We start from the raw sequence: 15,827 nt of genomic DNA, 5'->3' as shown, positions 1-15,827 counted from the left end.
GTTTTAAAAGTAAATGCAATTTTATGGAAACGTCTGCTAATCAAAAATTTAATTGTTATATTTACAGTATAGTTGATTTGCTATTAATTGAAATATAAAGGACTAATTATTATTGTAAGGCTTGAAACAAATTGTTACATATAGAAAGAAAGACTTAACTCCTATTCAAGGTATTAAAGTTTATGAAGGTGCATTAGCAATTGCTAATAAAAGAAAATTCAAAACTACTTTCCTTTTCTTTCTTCTTGTTAAACAAATAAGTAAATCTGGAACCATCCACAATTATATAAAAGTAATAGAGCGACATACCGGACTAAAAAAAAGCAAAATATATAATGAGGTAAAAACTTTACACAAATTAAAATTATTAAGTGTTGGTATTAACCGTTTGGGAGAGGCATTTATAATTTTAGCTAATATAAGCCAAGTATATCGCTATTTAGGATTTGAAATATCAAACAATTATGATGAGAATGAGCGTAAAGAGAATATTCATATTCCCATCTTCCGCTTACCCATTTGTAAAAACACAAAAGATTTAGAAACAGCTATCCAGTTTTTGGAGATGCGTCGAAATTGCAATAGGCAAGATATTACCATTAAAAACAAATTTGTGCATAGCCAGTTGAGCAAGAAACTGGGAACCGATTATAAAAACAAAGTAGCATCTAGTAAAATTCGTCGCGCAAAAAAAAGTGCCATTCGAAAGTTAGAAGCTATTAAACAAGCTCAACTTCATCAGCCAAACTCAACGGCTTTGCCCAATAATTTGAACTTAGATGTAACTATATCAACTGAAAAAACGGCCAAGCTATTTGGGTATAAATCCGCGCGCACTGGAACTAATATTCAGCGTCGTTTAAAAAAACGAGGATTGATAGATATTAAGTTTCGAGATGAAATTGTTTATGAGAACATCGAGTATTCATTTTTCGCTAATTTAAACTTTCCCAGTAATTACTATTTTGTTGGTGGCGTAATTCGACGAAGGCTTCCTAATAAAATCATTGTTCTTTAGTTTACTTTATTTATTATGATCTAAATAAGCTAATTACTTCTTGCAGCGTTAAGTATACTTATATTCCTATTTGCCAACTGCAACTTGGAGGGTTACTAGGGTTTGTAGCCTAATAGTTTGAAATTAAGCTTTTTAATGAATTTAGATTTAGTTAATAAAATCAAGCGATTAGCAATTATTGCTTTAGCTTCGGATGATCAACTAATAGAAAGTATTGTTTTAAAAGGTGGCAATGCTATTGATCTTGCCTATCACGATAGCAGTTCCATTTCCAGAACTTCCTATGACTTAGACTTCTCGATAGAAGATGGCGATTTTGAAGAGGATGTGGCTGTTATTAGCGAGAGAATTCATAAAACTTTGGTACAGACTTTTGGAGAGCACGGGTTTGCTCTTATAGATTATAAATTTAATAATAGGCCTAAAACACCAACTATTGAGTTTTGGAGTGGCTACCAAGTTACTTTTAAAGTATTAGATCAAAAAATATTCAATGACAATAAAGATAATATAAGTAATCAAAGAAGACTGGCAATCCCGCTTAAGCCTGGACGTTCTTCAACTGGTCCCTCTCCTACTTTTGAATTAGAATTTAGTAAATTTGAGTACGTAGGGAGCAAGGCTGCAATAGATGTTGACGGGTTTACTGTATATGTGTATACCCCGGAAATGATTGTTTTTGAAAAATTAAGAGCTATCTGCCAACAGTTACCACAATATAAGGGTGTTATTAAATCTTTTTCTGCTCGTCCTCGAGCCCGAGATTTTTATGACATACACCTCATTATGGAAATGCATCAGCTTGATGCTAACTCAAATAAAAATAAAGAACTTATAGCGAAAATATTTGGTGCTAAGCAGGTTCCTTTAGGCTTTATTAAAGAAATCAGTACGAATAAAGAGTTTCATAAAGACAATTGGGATAGTGTAAAAGACACCGTTTCTAAATTTGAGAAATCCGAAAGTTTTGATTTTTACTTTGATTATGTAGTTAACACCTTCCAACCACTTACATTCCCTTAGGAAAATATAGCTGCCAATCTTCTGAGAAATCTTTTTCCTGTATTTCGTAGGTCAGATAAAATTTAAATTCTTTCTTTCGGCTTCGTAGGTTCTCTAATTTTTTACCGGAGTATCCCGCTCTCTCTAAATAAAATCCAACGGCTTGATGATAAGGATAAATAAAATTTAAGTTGTCTAAAGTAGCAACCAACTTATTTAGTGAGATTCGGGGCAAGGCATTTTGGTAGGCTTCCAACACTGAGTAAACTCCTCCAGCGTAGCTTGGCCGAACAGTTATATCAATTAAGGTACGTTCCAGATTCGTTACTGGAACATTCTCAATGGTATGAATACCAGTTCTTCCGGTATTCATACCATTGAGAATGAGAAAAGAGAAATCTCCATATTTCGCTTCAGTTAAGGCTCTTCGTTGCGGCTTCGAGAAAGCTGCATCTATTGCTTCTTGCTTTAGTTGCGAGTTACCAGCTGCTTTCTTGCTTTGCTCGAAAGTGACATAAATAGTTTTTGGTACCTGATTAGTTAAATCATTCAGAAATACAGCTGTATAATGGGATAAATAAGATTTGTTGACCAAAGATACAGCTACCTCGAATACATTAGCAGAATCAGTAATATAACGTTCCTTATTATTTAAGTAGCCGTCAAATAAAATTTCGGTTTTAGTTAAAATTCCTCTTTTTGCAGCTGATCAATAAATCGAACGCTATTAGTAGCAATTGGCAAATTCCAAGCTGCTCTTCTTTCTTCAAATATTCCATTTAGTTGCTCACGCGAGAAAACATTCTGAAGGCTCTGCTTGAAAAAGGACTTAATACTACTTTCAGCAATAATAAATCGGGACTTTCCAGCCATAATTGTATTTATGGTGTTTACATGTAGAAAGTATATATACTTTCTACAAAGTTAGTAGGTTTATAGGATAAAAGCAATAAGTAATTAATAAATCGTTTACTATTACAATAGAAACAAAAAAGTATTAGAATACAGAAAGTATATATACTTTCTGTATAGCAAAGTTAATCGTTTAAAATGATAAGTGCAAGTAGAATTATCTATAATATTAAAGGGGAAGATGAATTAAGAATTACGTAACAATTAATTCCTATGAGCGTAAAGTATATATACTTTACGTTATAGACAAAGATCCAATTTAAAGAGTTAAGTAAATAAACTGCTATCTTTACTTACGCCAATGATTTACTATTACATGCCTGAACAAATTACGCCTTATATCGAGCAGTTTTATGATGATGCCGAGATCTGGCCTATTATCAATGAGGCTAGTTATCTCCAGCAGCAGTTCCAAGAACCCGATATTCTCCATAACACTGTTTGTGTTATCTTGCCCATTGTTCGCCGGCAGCCGGGGTACGTACTCTATCAATTCGATTTAGAGCTCTTTATTAAGCATCCAGAAAGCACGGACTTAGGCCAGCTCGAACTCTACCGTGTGCGGGACTTCATTCGTCAGAAAGTAGACTTAGGGCCACTCATGCAAGGAGTGCAGCAGATTACGGGAGTAGACATCCACCAGGTATTAGAAAAGATAAAACAGCAAATTAAATTTTTGCAGCAGATAGAAAACCAAGACTTACCTATTGCTCCAGCCCAAATGATTGCAGCTTCTTGAGTGTTCCTCTTTTTAAATAAAATAGGCTTTACCTCTTTTAAAGTTTAACTCTGCCTCTCCTAGTTTATCAAAAAGCTAGAAGGAACCATCCAAGCATTATGAGAAATAGGTGGACAAAAAACCCTTCTATTTTTCTCGTTAAAAAAGGCGGTTTATTAGGTATTAAGAGGATTATAAAAACTGGGCAAAAAAGAGTAGTTTTTTTCCTTAAAGAAGAGCACAGCAGAGAAGCAACTTTGTTTTACAAACCACAAACGACCGTTTAAGATTTGTAAAACTGGTAATCTTCCCTTATTTTTATTACAAGATAGGTCAAAGATGATACAAGTGGAGAAAAAGTATGTCGCTTATTACCGGGTATCAACAGCCAAGCAGGGAACCAGCGGTTTGGGATTAGAAGCACAGCAATACGCCGTGGCCAGTTTTCTGAATGGTCAGAAGATTACCAGTGAATACGTCGAAGTAGAAAGTGGAAAGAAAAACAACCGGCCGCAGCTGATTGCAGCCATCGAGCAGGCTCGTAAAATTAAAGGCACATTAGTTATTGCCAAGCTGGACCGGCTCAGCCGGAACGCTTCTTTTATTTTTACTCTGAAAGAAAGCGGAGTTGATTTTGTGTGTGCTGATATGCCCGATGCCAATACTTTAACCATCGGAATCTTTGCGGTGCTGGCCCAACACGAACGGGAGCTGATCAGCAGCCGGACTAAAGCCGCTCTGCAGGCGAAGATTGCTCAGGGTGCCAAATTAGGCAAACCAGAAAACCTGACTTATCAGGACCGGGTGGCCGGTGCCCAGGCATTAAAACAGAAAGCAGCCACTAATCAGAACAACAAGCGAGCCGCGGCTATGATTAAGCTTTACCGTTCGCAGGAATTAAGTTGGTTAGCCATTGCCAGTAAATTAAACGAAGCTGGCTTTCGGGCCAGCCGGGCGGAGAATTTCAAGCTGTGCAGGTGCAGCGGATTTATCAAAGAATAAAATTATAGATTACTCTCATTTTAGGCCATACGATTTGGCGCTAAATTTACATCAACCCATTTATAAATGAATCTTGTAAACAAAAACTGGCAGTCTTCAAAATACTTGCATAATGCAATTGAAAGCATAAATACCTTACTTGAAAAAGACCCTGATTTATACTCATCATTACGAAATTTATTTTTGTAATTACAAGTGCTGATATCCCTTCTTTAACAAATCAAACAATTTATAACAGTTCCTCAAACGGGTTTGCTGTTACAGAAAGTAATTATTACATGCCAGAGGTTAGTAAAAATTATTTTGTTCACCTAATAATTGTGAACCAACAAATTTGTGAACAAGCGAATTTGGACGATGAAGAGTTAACAGCTGTATTACTTCATGAACTTGGACATGTATTTAACATGTACAAACAAGAACCTATTCCAACCTTAATTTATTGCCTTAAAACTAATACAACATATAATGCTGACTTAGAAGCCAAAACAAAAGAAGAAAACAGCATTTATAATGAATATTATGCTGACTATTTTGTAGTTAAGAATGGATATAGCCAACAATTGATAAAAAGCCTTAAAAAGTATACAAACCTAGATTTTGCTATAAATCATGATCAAATTGCAAAACGAATTCAAATGATACAAAATGGGGATTGTGAATTTACAGGAATTCTGAAAGAATTAAAACCTATGGTAAAGTAGAAAAGAAGCTACTAACAACACCTAAAAAGTGTTTTAATGCTTTTTAGCCAAGACCGTTAGGGGCAATTGTAAAAAATACTTTAATTGTAGTTATGTATGAGTGATAGTTTCCAATATAGATTGTCGAAAAATCAAAAAGAAGAAATAGCTGAAAATCTAATTGCCATTTTGCAAAAAGACGCAAAAATTACGCAAGCAACTACAGATTTCATTTCCGATTGGATTTCTACTGGTCCCAGCGAAAAAAGGAAAGCTTTTTATGATGTATGGGAGATCGTTCTGAAGAACTATCTGCCAACAGAAAGGCCAATTTTATTTCGGTCTAGCAAAAGAATCATTAAAAAGAATAGAATAGCAAGTTTTACTGGACAGTTAGGATGCGCAAAAAATTTCGGTAAAGATTATTTAATAATCTATGATACATATGAGGTACTCAAATTTGAAGAAGAACTTTATAAACCTGGTGATTATAAAAACACATTCTATCCGCTGATCAATGTTCTAGAAAAAGCTCGAGACTCTGGCGGATGGGGATTCCCTGAAAGAATATGGAATTTTATCGGTGAGAACGAATATATTGTAAGAATTGAGGTTGAGTACCTTAACATATTGAAGTGGGTTAAAAATGATACTGATAAATATCTTGCCTTAAAATACCCTAATTCAAAATAACTACTCATAAAAGCGGATGAGCCGCGAAACGTTATGTAATAACTATGGCTACATTAGCTCAACTCCGCCTGCAGGATTGGTACTCCTTCCAAATGGAAATGAACCGTTACACCCGTAAGCACTTACTAAAGAGATGGCGGGGTGTTAAGCAGAAGCACTACGTTTATTTCATCTTTCATCAAGTGCCAAGTACCCCACTGGTCCGGCCGGTCTACATTGGTTGCACCAGCTCCTTGTACTGGCGACTGGTTAAACACTCCAGTAAGATCACAGAAAACGCTCAGGTCTACTTCAAGGAATATACAACCAGAGAAGAAGCGCTCCAGCACGAAAAACGCTGCATTAAACTTTGGAAGCCACGGATGAATATAAAGTATTCGAACTGGTGGCAAATGGAGCTATTAGATTAAGAACGGTAAGACAATCAACAAGCCATCCTCTATATTTCCTCACAACAATCTTAAAACTAATCTTTATTTCTGGCTTTTTTATAGTGTAAGAAAACTCAATTTTTGAGTGTTCTAAAATTATAGGTAATTCTAAGTTTAACTGCTTGCCTTGCAGTTGCATCTTTAATTAAGAGTCTGGTTCAATCTATAAATATTATTTAAGAAATAAATTAAAAAAATGTTCCATATAAGGAAACATTAAGCTTTATACCACGTTATTAATAAAGTTCCTTTTATGGAACACAAGCCCGTTTTGCTTGGATATGTGTCACGAAATTTATGATATATGGGTAAAAGTATTCCAATTGAAGTAACAGATAAGGTTCATGCATTTTTGCTGAACTTACCCCCACTAATCGAAAGAAAGTTTTGATTATTTTAGACTTAATACAAGAAGGGTATACGGCAGATTGGATTACTTCGTTGGGCGATGGCCTTTTTCAATACACGATCGAAGCAGAAGGTATAACCTACTCGATGAATGTTTTTTGGGATGATTTTAAACGCTGCCTAATAATAAATTCAATCTACCGAACTAAATGAAAGATGCTAAAACATCTTGCACACGAACTAAAAAATGAGGAAGGAATTAAACCTCCTTCCTCATTTAACAAACTTAAATTAGTAGAAACTTAAACTTAAAATAATGAAGGAAATGGATAAGAAAAGCTGGATCGCAACTCAATCCAACCCTAATAACAAGGGCAAAGATAGTCCGCTAACAGCGATTGTACCACCTCACATATCGGATGAACCATATACTGATCAAGATCCGGCATATGGCAATAAAAAGAAGACTCTACTGGAAGCTTTTACAACAACTGAAAAACAACTAATGCCTGATAAACCAAAAGAAAAAACCACTCCTTTAAATGCAATAATAGATAATCGATTTAAGAAGGGCACACCGGAACGAGAAGACTTTGAATATGAGAAGTCTCTGGTAGTCCTGGGCGCGAAAATTAAGGAATTAAGAAAAGAGAAGAATTTATCACAAGCAGAATTGGGCGAAAAGGTTCAAGTAACTAGATCTCAAATCGCCAAAATAGAAAATGCATACCACAATTTCACCTTTGCCACTATAACTAAGGTTTTTAATGCTTTAGATGCAAATATTACTTTCCAAATACAACCAAGAGAACCGGAAGAATAAAGTGCTCTCGTAAGAATTATTTGGATTTTAATTTAAAGGGCCTCTTCAAAATGAGGCCTTTTTACTCATCCATTTCAGTAAAAGCGCTTCTAGTTTATAGCAGATCTCTCCAGCATACCTGGCATAATCAGGATGTTCAAGAATTCCTAAATAAATTTTTAACGTTTTAACTTTTCAAAGAAATGGAACTGAACTTCATTACTGAGTTAATTACTCAACTGTCAACCAAAATAATAGACAACCTACCTCAATTATTATCGGTTTTACTCAATGGTTACCTTGCCTTCAGACCAAAGAAAGACAAACCCGGAGAGACCTCCAATCCTCCCGCTAACCCACCTGCTCCTAAACCACAGAATAGTAATAACAAAAACTATCCTCGTAAAAAGCGGAAACGTAGAAAAAGATAATATGTAAAATACCCTTTCTATAAAAGTCAGGTGTAAGCTTCCCCAAAATTAGAACTGTTCAGGAAGAGAAAAAACTTAACTTAGAACAGTACTTATGAAAAGAAAAACCTTCAGTCCCCAACAAGTTGCTAAAATTATCAAGGAATTTGAGGATGTTAAGTAAGAGAAAGTATGGATAAATATCAAGAGATTGATCCAAGATGGCCCCTTGTCGGCATCCAAGACCGGGAACATTATTTGCAGCGCTACCTGGTAGAAGGCCGCTTTCACGCAAACGTGCCAGCGGATATTGTTCATTCCTATCACACCGTTGAACATCTGATCGCCTCTGCTTACTATTATTGGCCACAGTATGATGTAGCCTTGCAAAAGTTACTCGGGATCTGGGAGATGGCGGTAAAGTTCAAATGCCAACAGTTAGGAATCGCCCTGGCTATAGCCGGTAAAAGCAATAAAAAACCAGTTTCGCTCGTATTGAACAAACTCCTGGAAAAAGTATGTGCGCTGGAAAAAGACAAAGAACTCCAAGAGCTGTTGCAGCAAGCGAGAGCACTCAGAAACTACTATGCCCATCCGGATCGACATAGCTTTATGGGAGGTATTGCCCGGCAGCATATCATCAGCTTGGTCAATACCATTAATTTGTTATTCTTAGATACCCAGGTAGTAGTAGCGGCGAAAAAGTATTTGGCGAAATTACAGCAAGAGTTCGGCCTTTTCCAACAAGGCCTGTTTATATTGGTGTGGGCAGATCAGCGCCTGCTGGTGACTAAGGCCCTACCGGTAGCTGTTTATCCAGTGAAAGAAGCTTGGCTCTCTTGTTGGTTTTTCTTACCCGTTTTAACGAATAGCTATGAATCGTTGTCTAATCACCGTTACTCCCCTCCTATTCTCCTAACTTTTTCCAGCTGGCAGCTCCAGGATGATGTTCTAATTGGCATTGACCAATCAACGCAAAAGGAAGTAAAAGTAGCTCTTACTACAAGCCCGCTGCACCAGGAAAAGTGGCTGCACCAGGAAAAAGAACGGCAGCAGGTAACGGCCACCGACCGGGAAATTTATGACACATATTTAAAGAGCGAGATAGTTAAAGAGATAAAGCATTTTTTTTATTCTTGTGGTGGGCAAGCTTAATGCTTTGAAGCTCTTTACTTTTTAATCTAATTCCTAATAGCTATTTTCCTTCATGATTAAAGTAAAGCATCCGGACGAAGATTGCAATCAGAGGCAAGAAGCGTTTCTAACTCAGTGCCCGGCCGATCAGCGGCGTTTTCACGAGTTGTTATTTACGAACGGCAATATTGCGTACCGCTATCACCAAAAAGCCAGAACCTTTTCGCCCACGGTTCAAGATTTTGAAGAATGGCTGGAGGGATTACCCCCTAATATGCAGCAGGACATGCAACAAAAAGGATTTGAAGCTTGTCAAGGCATTTTATCTTTTACCCGGTATGTGAATGAGAAAAATGACATTGGCCTGGAGGAGTATATTCGGCTGCACATGGATCCGGAAGATTTCACCGAATATCAAAGCTTTTTAGCTCAAGCCAAAGAATAATGACTGGATAGCCATTGCCGCAACAAACCCAGAAACAATGATCGTTTCTGTTCGCTCCTAGAACTCATCTCAACAATCAAAAATACTCTTGATTTTTAAGATGCCCTTATGAGAAAAATAAAAAGCTAAAAATACCTGGAGCTACCAGGTATTTTCTTATATCAGTATTCCGTCGTTTTACGAGACGCTTGGTCAACTGACTCGTCCTGAAAAAAGTTGACCGTTGGTCTTGTCCCTGCTGGTTTAAAAGTGGTCCATTGGCAGCTTGACAGGTATATCTGGGAAGAATTAAAACCTATTCCAGTTATTTCGGAAATATGCCCCTTAAATGATAGGTTCCTATTAAAAGTTGTTTTTAGCTGTAGCTTACATTTTCCTAAAAAATCATGGTATAGATTAAGTAGAATGTCATTAAAATTAGACAAATCGAAACTACAGGTTTTCGAGACCGTTCCCGATCTATACTTAATTCTTTCCCCAGATCTGATAATCCTGAATGCCAGCAACGCTTATTTAGAAGCCACTTTTACTTTGCGGAACAGCTTACCGGCAAACATATTTTTGAGGCCTTTCCGGATAATCCGGAGCATGGGATGCGGATGGGGTTTCCAAAGTCAGATCATCCTTAGAGTACGTATTAAAACATAAACACCCACCCAGATGGAGTGCAGCGGTATGATGTTCCGCGCCGGCCCATTTGGGGACCGGCTTGAAGAGAAATTCTGGTATCCCATTCATACCCTGTCTTAAATGCCACTCAGGAAGTGGAGTATATTATCCAGAAGGTAGTAGATATCACCAAAGAGGTTCAAAGAGAGGCAGAATATAAAAGTTCGTTAAAAATCTGCTCAGCAAATAGAACAAGCGGTTTCTTCTAAAAATCAGATACAAGTTGAAAGAGAAAAGCTTTATTCCTTGTTATGCAGGCGCCGGCTATTATTGCCGTTTTGACCGGACCCGATCATGTTTTTGAACTTGCCAATCCTCGATTTAGGGAGTTGGTGGGGATGATCGACCGCTAATCGGTAAACGCGTGCGGGAGGCCTTACCGGAAATAGAAGGGCAAGGATTTTTCGAACTTTTGGACCAAGTGTATGGTACCGGCATTCCTTTCGAGGCACGGAAACACCCGTGCGGCTTGATGCCCTAAACACGGGCAACTGGAACAACGGTACTTTGATTTATCTACCAGCCCTTGCGGAATGACTCCGGCGAAATGCAAGGTATTCTGGCCTTCTTGTGGACGTTACCGAGAAGGTAGCCGCCCGGCAGCGAGCCGCCGCCTTACAGGCCGAATTACTGGCCAATGCTCAAAAGTTAATTCAGGAACGTGAAACCTACTACCAGGTTTTTGAGCAAACGCCGGCCGCCATCTGCATCCAACGGGGACCAGAACACCGGTTTGAATACTTTAACGCCGCTTATCAGCTACTTTTCCCGGACCGGGAGCTGCAAGGTCAGCCCGTAGCGGAAGCTTTGCCCGAAACCGTGATCGGGGGGTTTGTCGCTTTGCTGGATCAGGTGTACCAAACCGGGGAAACGTACTTTGGTTACGAAAGGCCTTTGACCATTATCCAACCGGATGGTAGCAGAGGGGAAGAGATTTATTTTACTTTTACTTACCAGGCTTACCGGGAAAACGGGCAGATTGTGGGCATTTCTACTTTCGCCTACAACGTGACCCAGCAAGTACACGAACGGCAGCAAGCCGCCCAAATGGCCGCCGATCTCAAGCTGGTGGCTGCGAACGCACCCGTATTTATTTTCCGGACCGATGCCACGGGGCACATTACTTACGTCAATGATTCTTTGTTAGAGTGGAGCGGCTTGCGGATTAACCCGAACCAATTAGACCAAGTTTGGGATATGGTGCACCCCGATGATTTACCAGAGTTAAATCAATCTTTTACGCAGGCTCTCCGGGCGGGTCAACCTTGGGAAAGCCCCGTATACCGGATTCGGCGCCGGATGGGGAATACCGGTGGTCCATCACCCGGACACAAACCCTATTTCACCCCCGACCAAAAGCTAGTCGGTTATAGCGGCGTTAACGTGGAGATTCACGCGCAAATAGAACTGCAACAGCAGCTTACGCGCACCAACGTGGATTTAGATAATTTTATTTACACGGCCTCGCACGATTTAAAAGCGCCCATTCTCAACATCGAAGGCTTACTGGAGGCTTTACAATATCAATTACCAGCCGAGAGTCTACTGGCCGAAGATGTTCAGGTTACGCTGGATCTGATGCAGAATTCCGTACAGCGCTTTAAACGCACCATCGGCCATTTAACCGAGGTCACGAAGCTGCAAAAGGAAAATAACGCGGCAGCTATCCCCATTCATTTGCCCGCCCTCCTAACCGAAGTGCAGCTCGATTTAGCCCATGAAGCTTCTCAGGCGCAGATTGAAGTAGCGGTAGACGACTGCCCTACGATTCAATTCTCGGCCAAGAATTTACGCAGTATTGTTTATAATTTACTTTCCAACGCCCTGAAGTACCGCTCACCGTTACGAGTGCCCTTCATCCGGGTACATTGCCGGGAGACGGCGGAATATCAGGTACTTTCCGTCACGGATAATGGTCTAGGGATGGATTTAACCGGCAATAACAAACTATTTTCCATGTTCCAGCGGTTACATACCCACGTGGAAGGATCCGGGATTGGCTTATACATGGTCAAGAAAATAATTGAAAATGCCGGCGGTAAAATCCAAGTGCAGAGTGCCGTCGACCAGGGCTCTACCTTCCAGGTCTATTTTCGGCGGAATAAGGAACAAGTTCAATAGAGCCTTCCGGTAAAGAATAAACAAGAATACCATGACTAGAATTGCTAGTGCCTTGCTGGTGGATGATGATGATACGGCTAATTATCTGCATAAACGGCTTTTTCAAAAATTAGAAGTGGCCGAAAAGCTGCTGGTAGCCCATAACGGGTTAGAGGCGCTACAACTCCTGCAGGCAAACTGTCCCGGTTTGGACTGCCCCCAATTAATTTTATTGGATATAAAATATGCCGATTATGGATGGCTTTGAGTTCTTGAAAGCTTATGAGCAATTAGAGCTGGCGCAGCGGCAATCAGTCATCATCATTATGTTGACTACTTCTTTAAATCCGCAAGACATTGAAAAAGTAGAACAAGCTAATATTACGGGACTGTTGAATAAGCCTTTAACCGAGGCGGCTTTAAAAAGCATTCTAGCCGAGCACTTTGAGGCCTAGGAACCTTCCCATGAAATTATTGGGGGTCAACTAAGCTATTATATAAAAACGCTTTAATAAGGCCGAGATAGGCTTATTAGTAGGAATTAGCCACCAAAAGAATGGTGTTGTTGGCTAGGTTTCGGAGAAATGCGCCGCTTCCCTCCTACTCCGCTAGTAAGGAAAAGAAAACACCACGCTCTGATCATCAATCTGGCTAATAAAGCGACCTAAAGGCATCAGCCGCAATTTTTCAACCATAACTCTTCGGCTATATCCATTCTTTTCTCCGTCTTGCCCTAACCCAGGCGGAGGAGCTATTTCCTTATTTCACGCACCTTTTTTCCGTAATTAATCCGGGTACGCTGGCTATTCTTTCGCGTATACCACTTTTATTACTTTACTAAGGTTATGGCGGGACTATTAGATTACATCTTCTCCCATCTAGAGGATAATAATTTAAATCGTAGCCAGGTAGAAGCCTATCTTCGGTACTTAGATGAAATCATGCTCCAGGGTTTACCCCCGGATAAAGAAATCGCTTTTCAAAAAATTAGACTCCAACTGCTGCGAAGAATGCATCAGCTAAATTAGGAGCAAATCCAGTTTAACCGCATTAGCAAGAATGCGAAGAAAGATTAACTTTTCGGTATTTCCATGTAAAAAGTAGTGCCTTGATTTTCCTGGCTTTCGAACCAGATCTGGCCCCGATGCCATTCCACAATGGTCTTGATAATGGACATACCTAATCCCACCGAAGGTTCCCCTTTCATACCGGGACGGCGGGCCCGGGTGAACTTCTCGAACAAGGTACTATGGTATTGTGCCGGAATACCAATGCCCGTGTCCGTTACCTGGATGAGTACCGTCGCTTCTTTTTCCTCCAGGGTGATACTTATCTCGCCCCATCGGGCGTAAACTTCAGGGCATTGGAAATCAAATTATTGAGCACCTGGATAAACTTATTATCATCCAGCTCCATATAAATCGTTTCCTTACCGGGTAAGTAATGAAAGGTCTTGCCGGTAATCTGCTGGGTTTGCTGGTATTCCTCCAGGAAGGTTCCTATTGTGGCGACCAGGTCTACCCGGCGCTTCATAACTTCGGTTCCCATGGCTTCCAAGAACTCCTGGCGGAGGAACTCCTGAATCAAAAGCGTTCCTTGTTGGCTGCTGCGCCGGATAATATCCAGCAAGTACTGGGCTTCCTGAACTTTCCCTTCTTCTAAATCATGGCCAACAAGTAAGATAAACTCTCAATATTGGCCAAAGGACCCGCTAAATCATGCGAGAGAATGTTGAGCACGGCATTCTTCTTATCCGAGAACTTATTAAGGTAATCGGTATACTCTTTTTGCCCGGTAATATCCTGGCAGTAGCCCATAATGGCTTCGGGTTCTTCTTGGAGCAGGGCTTTGAGGCTTATCCAGCGGACGGGATGATGGCGTACCTGAATTCGGAATTCGATGGGTTCTACCAGCACTCCGTTGCGTAAATCCAGGTAAGCCCCTTGCACATGGAGTTTATCTTCCGAATGCACCGTTTTGAAGAGCTGAAGCGGGTTTTGCCGAATGCTTTGGCGAGACGTATGCCAGACCTTCTCGAAAGCGGGATTCAGATAGGTAAAATGCTTCGTAGCCAGATCATAAGAAAAAAACACGAGATCCGCCTTTTCCGCTAACGCTAAGGGAAAAGTGAAAGCAGTAGAATTCAAGGTCATTATACAGCGGAAACGCTGTTACCCCGTAGGTCGCCTCTTACTGGTAGAAAGCTTATTGATAATCAGAAGGTTCCTTGAAGAGACTTATATTATGCTTCGTCCGTTTAAATAGTATAAAACCAAGAAAATAGCCTTTATTTAACATAATACCAGTTATCAGAGAAATGCCCTTCCCGGCTTCCTAGAAGGGCTTCTTTATATAAGCATTTTTGGTATTTAAGAGGAATACCTAAATACACCCTTGATTATCCTTTTGGTTGGATGGAAGGACAAGTACCTGCCTTATCCTTTCATCCAGCTCTGATAAAATGGGCTATTAAGGAATTAGTTGCTCTTGCCGGAGTTGCGCAAATAAATCAAAAAAGGACGCGCGGGTATCCTGGTAAACCAGAAAGCCTAGTTGGCGGCTTTTTGACATATCCGTCATTACCTCTATCGGTCGACCTAGGTCTAAATCGGTGTGCCAGGCCGAAGCTAATCGGTTCAGGTCCGGTTCCTTCAGGTGATATTTGGCAGCCATCTCTTTCCAAAGCGGACCATCGTTAGCAAGTTCAACCTCCAGCGGGTGGATGGTCCCATCAAAGCCGGCCGCTTCTACCCCAAACCAAGCGGCTAGTTGGTACCATAGCCAGTTCCAACGAAATACCTCCCCATTGGTGATATTGAAGGCTTGGTTATGGGCAGCTTCCGTAGTAGCGGCCCAGATTAACTGTTCCGCTAGAATGCGGCATCGGTTACATCCGACAGTCCATTCCATTGAGCGCCAGATCCAGGAAAACGGAACGGCCTGCTGGTTTCTTGACAAATACTGGCATAAACGGCCAGGGTAGTGCCCATATTCATCATATTACCAATTGCTTTGCCAATCACGGTATGCGGGCGATGAATGCTCCAGGTAAAACCATCGCGCTCGGCGGCGGCATACACTTCATCTTCCTGGGCGTAGTAAAAGTTTTCAATGTCCAACCGCGGATGTTCCTCCCGAACCGGCGTTACGGGTAAGGTTCCGGCTTTCGCGTAAGCTTCGAATGGTCCTAAATAATGTTTAAGCCCCGTTACCAAAGCTACGTGCTGCACCGATTTTTGGGGGAGAGTACCTCCAGCAGGTTACGTACCATCAAACTATTCACCCGGATGTTTTCGGCTTCGGTCTCTTGGCGCATCCAGGTGTAATAAAAACGTGCGTAGGCGAAATGTCTGTCATGGCGGACTCCAGACTATCTTGGCTTAACAAATCGGCCGCTACGGGTATTAAGTTGTTTATTTCGGTATTCGGGTTTCGGGCCAGGCCATAAGTGGTCCATCCT

At 40.4% G+C, this 15,827-nt stretch carries 20 protein-coding genes and 1 pseudogene; 13 read left to right on the top strand and 8 right to left on the bottom strand.

Annotated elements, in window-relative coordinates; translation table 11 throughout:
- Positions 1 to 121 precede the first annotated feature (121 nt).
- On the top strand, positions 122 to 1,018 hold the full coding sequence (locus AHMF7616_RS25815) for a hypothetical protein (protein ID WP_115375885.1): 897 nt from the start codon (positions 122 to 124) through the stop codon (positions 1,016 to 1,018).
- A gap of 135 nt (positions 1,019 to 1,153) precedes the next feature.
- A complete protein-coding gene (locus tag AHMF7616_RS25810; protein ID WP_115375884.1) occupies positions 1,154 to 2,041 on the top strand; it encodes a nucleotidyl transferase AbiEii/AbiGii toxin family protein in 888 nt (295 codons plus the stop codon).
- Here AHMF7616_RS25810 and AHMF7616_RS25805 read toward each other — a convergent pair.
- Both AHMF7616_RS25805 and AHMF7616_RS25800 read right to left on the bottom strand, forming a co-directional pair.
- The gene (locus AHMF7616_RS25805; protein WP_115375883.1) at positions 2,028 to 2,615 is read right to left on the bottom strand and encodes a type IV toxin-antitoxin system AbiEi family antitoxin domain-containing protein; all 588 of its coding nucleotides are present in this window, start codon (positions 2,613 to 2,615) and stop codon (positions 2,028 to 2,030) included. The genes AHMF7616_RS25810 and AHMF7616_RS25805 overlap by 14 nt on opposite strands.
- An 89-nt stretch (positions 2,616 to 2,704) precedes the next feature.
- The gene (locus tag AHMF7616_RS25800) at positions 2,705 to 2,893 is read right to left on the bottom strand and encodes a hypothetical protein (RefSeq protein ID WP_115375882.1); all 189 of its coding nucleotides are present in this window, start codon (positions 2,891 to 2,893) and stop codon (positions 2,705 to 2,707) included.
- A gap of 340 nt (positions 2,894 to 3,233) precedes the next feature.
- On the opposite strand from AHMF7616_RS25800, the gene AHMF7616_RS25795 reads away from it, so the two are divergent.
- The 11 genes from AHMF7616_RS25795 to AHMF7616_RS27385 all read left to right on the top strand — a co-directional run bounded on the left by AHMF7616_RS25795 (position 3,234) and on the right by AHMF7616_RS27385 (position 12,822).
- The gene (locus tag AHMF7616_RS25795) at positions 3,234 to 3,671 is read left to right on the top strand and encodes a hypothetical protein (protein WP_115375881.1); all 438 of its coding nucleotides are present in this window, start codon (positions 3,234 to 3,236) and stop codon (positions 3,669 to 3,671) included.
- A 318-nt stretch (positions 3,672 to 3,989) separates the two neighbouring features.
- The gene (locus AHMF7616_RS25790) at positions 3,990 to 4,652 is read left to right on the top strand and encodes a recombinase family protein (RefSeq protein ID WP_115375880.1); all 663 of its coding nucleotides are present in this window, start codon (positions 3,990 to 3,992) and stop codon (positions 4,650 to 4,652) included.
- 320 nt (positions 4,653 to 4,972) lie between these two features.
- Positions 4,973 to 5,356, top strand: coding sequence for a M48 family metalloprotease (locus AHMF7616_RS25785; protein ID WP_147275801.1), 384 nt, complete (start codon positions 4,973 to 4,975; stop codon positions 5,354 to 5,356).
- Positions 5,357 to 5,452: 96 nt separating this feature from the next.
- Positions 5,453 to 6,028 (top strand): hypothetical protein, encoded by a 576-nt coding sequence (locus AHMF7616_RS25780; RefSeq protein ID WP_199474472.1) that lies wholly within the window; start codon positions 5,453 to 5,455, stop codon positions 6,026 to 6,028.
- 44 nt (positions 6,029 to 6,072) lie between these two features.
- Entirely contained in the window at positions 6,073 to 6,438 is a 366-nt protein-coding gene (locus tag AHMF7616_RS28005) for a GIY-YIG nuclease family protein (protein ID WP_115375878.1), read from the top strand.
- A 685-nt stretch (positions 6,439 to 7,123) separates the two neighbouring features.
- A complete protein-coding gene (locus AHMF7616_RS27395) occupies positions 7,124 to 7,630 on the top strand; it encodes a helix-turn-helix domain-containing protein (RefSeq protein ID WP_233507814.1) in 507 nt (168 codons plus the stop codon).
- Between the two features lie 581 nt (positions 7,631 to 8,211).
- Positions 8,212 to 9,174 carry a hypothetical protein gene (locus AHMF7616_RS25760; protein ID WP_115375876.1) on the top strand — a complete coding sequence of 321 codons (963 nt, stop codon included), beginning with the start codon at positions 8,212 to 8,214 and terminating at the stop codon, positions 9,172 to 9,174.
- A 52-nt stretch (positions 9,175 to 9,226) separates the two neighbouring features.
- Positions 9,227 to 9,598 (top strand): hypothetical protein, encoded by a 372-nt coding sequence (locus AHMF7616_RS25755; RefSeq protein WP_115375875.1) that lies wholly within the window; start codon positions 9,227 to 9,229, stop codon positions 9,596 to 9,598.
- Between the two features lie 1,239 nt (positions 9,599 to 10,837).
- Positions 10,838 to 12,388 carry an ATP-binding protein gene (locus tag AHMF7616_RS25750; protein ID WP_115375874.1) on the top strand — a complete coding sequence of 517 codons (1,551 nt, stop codon included), beginning with the start codon at positions 10,838 to 10,840 and terminating at the stop codon, positions 12,386 to 12,388.
- 31 nt (positions 12,389 to 12,419) lie between these two features.
- Positions 12,420 to 12,635 (top strand): response regulator, encoded by a 216-nt coding sequence (locus AHMF7616_RS27390; protein WP_233507813.1) that lies wholly within the window; start codon positions 12,420 to 12,422, stop codon positions 12,633 to 12,635.
- Complete coding sequence (locus AHMF7616_RS27385) at positions 12,622 to 12,822, top strand: response regulator (protein ID WP_233507811.1); 201 nt, start codon at positions 12,622 to 12,624, stop codon at positions 12,820 to 12,822. Before AHMF7616_RS27390 ends, AHMF7616_RS27385 begins: the two co-directional genes overlap by 14 nt.
- A 617-nt stretch (positions 12,823 to 13,439) precedes the next feature.
- Here AHMF7616_RS27385 and AHMF7616_RS25735 read toward each other — a convergent pair.
- From AHMF7616_RS25735 to AHMF7616_RS27375, 6 genes and pseudogenes are all read right to left on the bottom strand, one after another.
- Positions 13,440 to 13,661, bottom strand: coding sequence for a sensor histidine kinase (locus AHMF7616_RS25735; protein ID WP_233507815.1), 222 nt, complete (start codon positions 13,659 to 13,661; stop codon positions 13,440 to 13,442).
- 35 nt (positions 13,662 to 13,696) lie between these two features.
- Positions 13,697 to 13,996, bottom strand: a complete 300-nt coding sequence (locus AHMF7616_RS25730; protein ID WP_115375871.1) for a histidine kinase — start codon at positions 13,994 to 13,996, stop codon at positions 13,697 to 13,699.
- Positions 13,997 to 14,025: 29 nt separating this feature from the next.
- On the bottom strand, positions 14,026 to 14,520 hold the full coding sequence (locus AHMF7616_RS25725) for a PAS domain-containing protein (protein ID WP_115375870.1): 495 nt from the start codon (positions 14,518 to 14,520) through the stop codon (positions 14,026 to 14,028).
- Between the two features lie 316 nt (positions 14,521 to 14,836).
- Positions 14,837 to 15,277 (bottom strand): Rossmann-fold NAD(P)-binding domain-containing protein, encoded by a 441-nt coding sequence (locus AHMF7616_RS25720; RefSeq protein WP_233507810.1) that lies wholly within the window; start codon positions 15,275 to 15,277, stop codon positions 14,837 to 14,839.
- Positions 15,238 to 15,597, bottom strand: coding sequence for a Rossmann-fold NAD(P)-binding domain-containing protein (locus AHMF7616_RS27380; protein WP_233507809.1), 360 nt, complete (start codon positions 15,595 to 15,597; stop codon positions 15,238 to 15,240). Before AHMF7616_RS27380 ends, AHMF7616_RS25720 begins: the two co-directional genes overlap by 40 nt.
- 49 nt (positions 15,598 to 15,646) lie before the next feature.
- Positions 15,647 to 15,827: pseudogene (locus tag AHMF7616_RS27375) on the bottom strand (hypothetical protein); the annotation flags it as partial.

The sequence above is a fragment of the Adhaeribacter pallidiroseus genome (assembly GCF_003340495.1).
GTDB lineage: Bacteria > Bacteroidota > Bacteroidia > Cytophagales > Hymenobacteraceae > Adhaeribacter > Adhaeribacter pallidiroseus.
Note: the sequence above shows the minus strand (reverse complement) of the source record. Positions and strands in the feature narration are given on the sequence as shown.

Excerpts from the sequence above, each read along its gene's own strand:
- AHMF7616_RS25810 (WP_115375884.1), top strand. The coding sequence starts at position 1,154 with ATGAATTTAGATTTAGTTAATAAAATCAAGCGATTAGCAATTATTGCT.
- AHMF7616_RS25800 (WP_115375882.1), bottom strand. The coding sequence starts at position 2,893 with ATGGCTGGAAAGTCCCGATTTATTATTGCTGAAAGTAGTATTAAGTCC.
- AHMF7616_RS25795 (WP_115375881.1), top strand. The coding sequence starts at position 3,234 with ATGATTTACTATTACATGCCTGAACAAATTACGCCTTATATCGAGCAG.
- AHMF7616_RS25790 (WP_115375880.1), top strand. The coding sequence starts at position 3,990 with ATGATACAAGTGGAGAAAAAGTATGTCGCTTATTACCGGGTATCAACA.
- AHMF7616_RS25780 (WP_199474472.1), top strand. The coding sequence starts at position 5,453 with ATGAGTGATAGTTTCCAATATAGATTGTCGAAAAATCAAAAAGAAGAA.
- AHMF7616_RS28005 (WP_115375878.1), top strand. The coding sequence starts at position 6,073 with ATGGCTACATTAGCTCAACTCCGCCTGCAGGATTGGTACTCCTTCCAA.
- AHMF7616_RS27395 (WP_233507814.1), top strand. The coding sequence starts at position 7,124 with ATGAAGGAAATGGATAAGAAAAGCTGGATCGCAACTCAATCCAACCCT.
- AHMF7616_RS25760 (WP_115375876.1), top strand. The coding sequence starts at position 8,212 with ATGGATAAATATCAAGAGATTGATCCAAGATGGCCCCTTGTCGGCATC.
- AHMF7616_RS25755 (WP_115375875.1), top strand. The coding sequence starts at position 9,227 with ATGATTAAAGTAAAGCATCCGGACGAAGATTGCAATCAGAGGCAAGAA.
- AHMF7616_RS27390 (WP_233507813.1), top strand. The coding sequence starts at position 12,420 with ATGACTAGAATTGCTAGTGCCTTGCTGGTGGATGATGATGATACGGCT.
- AHMF7616_RS27385 (WP_233507811.1), top strand. The coding sequence starts at position 12,622 with ATGGATGGCTTTGAGTTCTTGAAAGCTTATGAGCAATTAGAGCTGGCG.
- AHMF7616_RS25725 (WP_115375870.1), bottom strand. The coding sequence starts at position 14,520 with ATGACCTTGAATTCTACTGCTTTCACTTTTCCCTTAGCGTTAGCGGAA.
- AHMF7616_RS25720 (WP_233507810.1), bottom strand. The coding sequence starts at position 15,277 with ATGGAATGGACTGTCGGATGTAACCGATGCCGCATTCTAGCGGAACAG.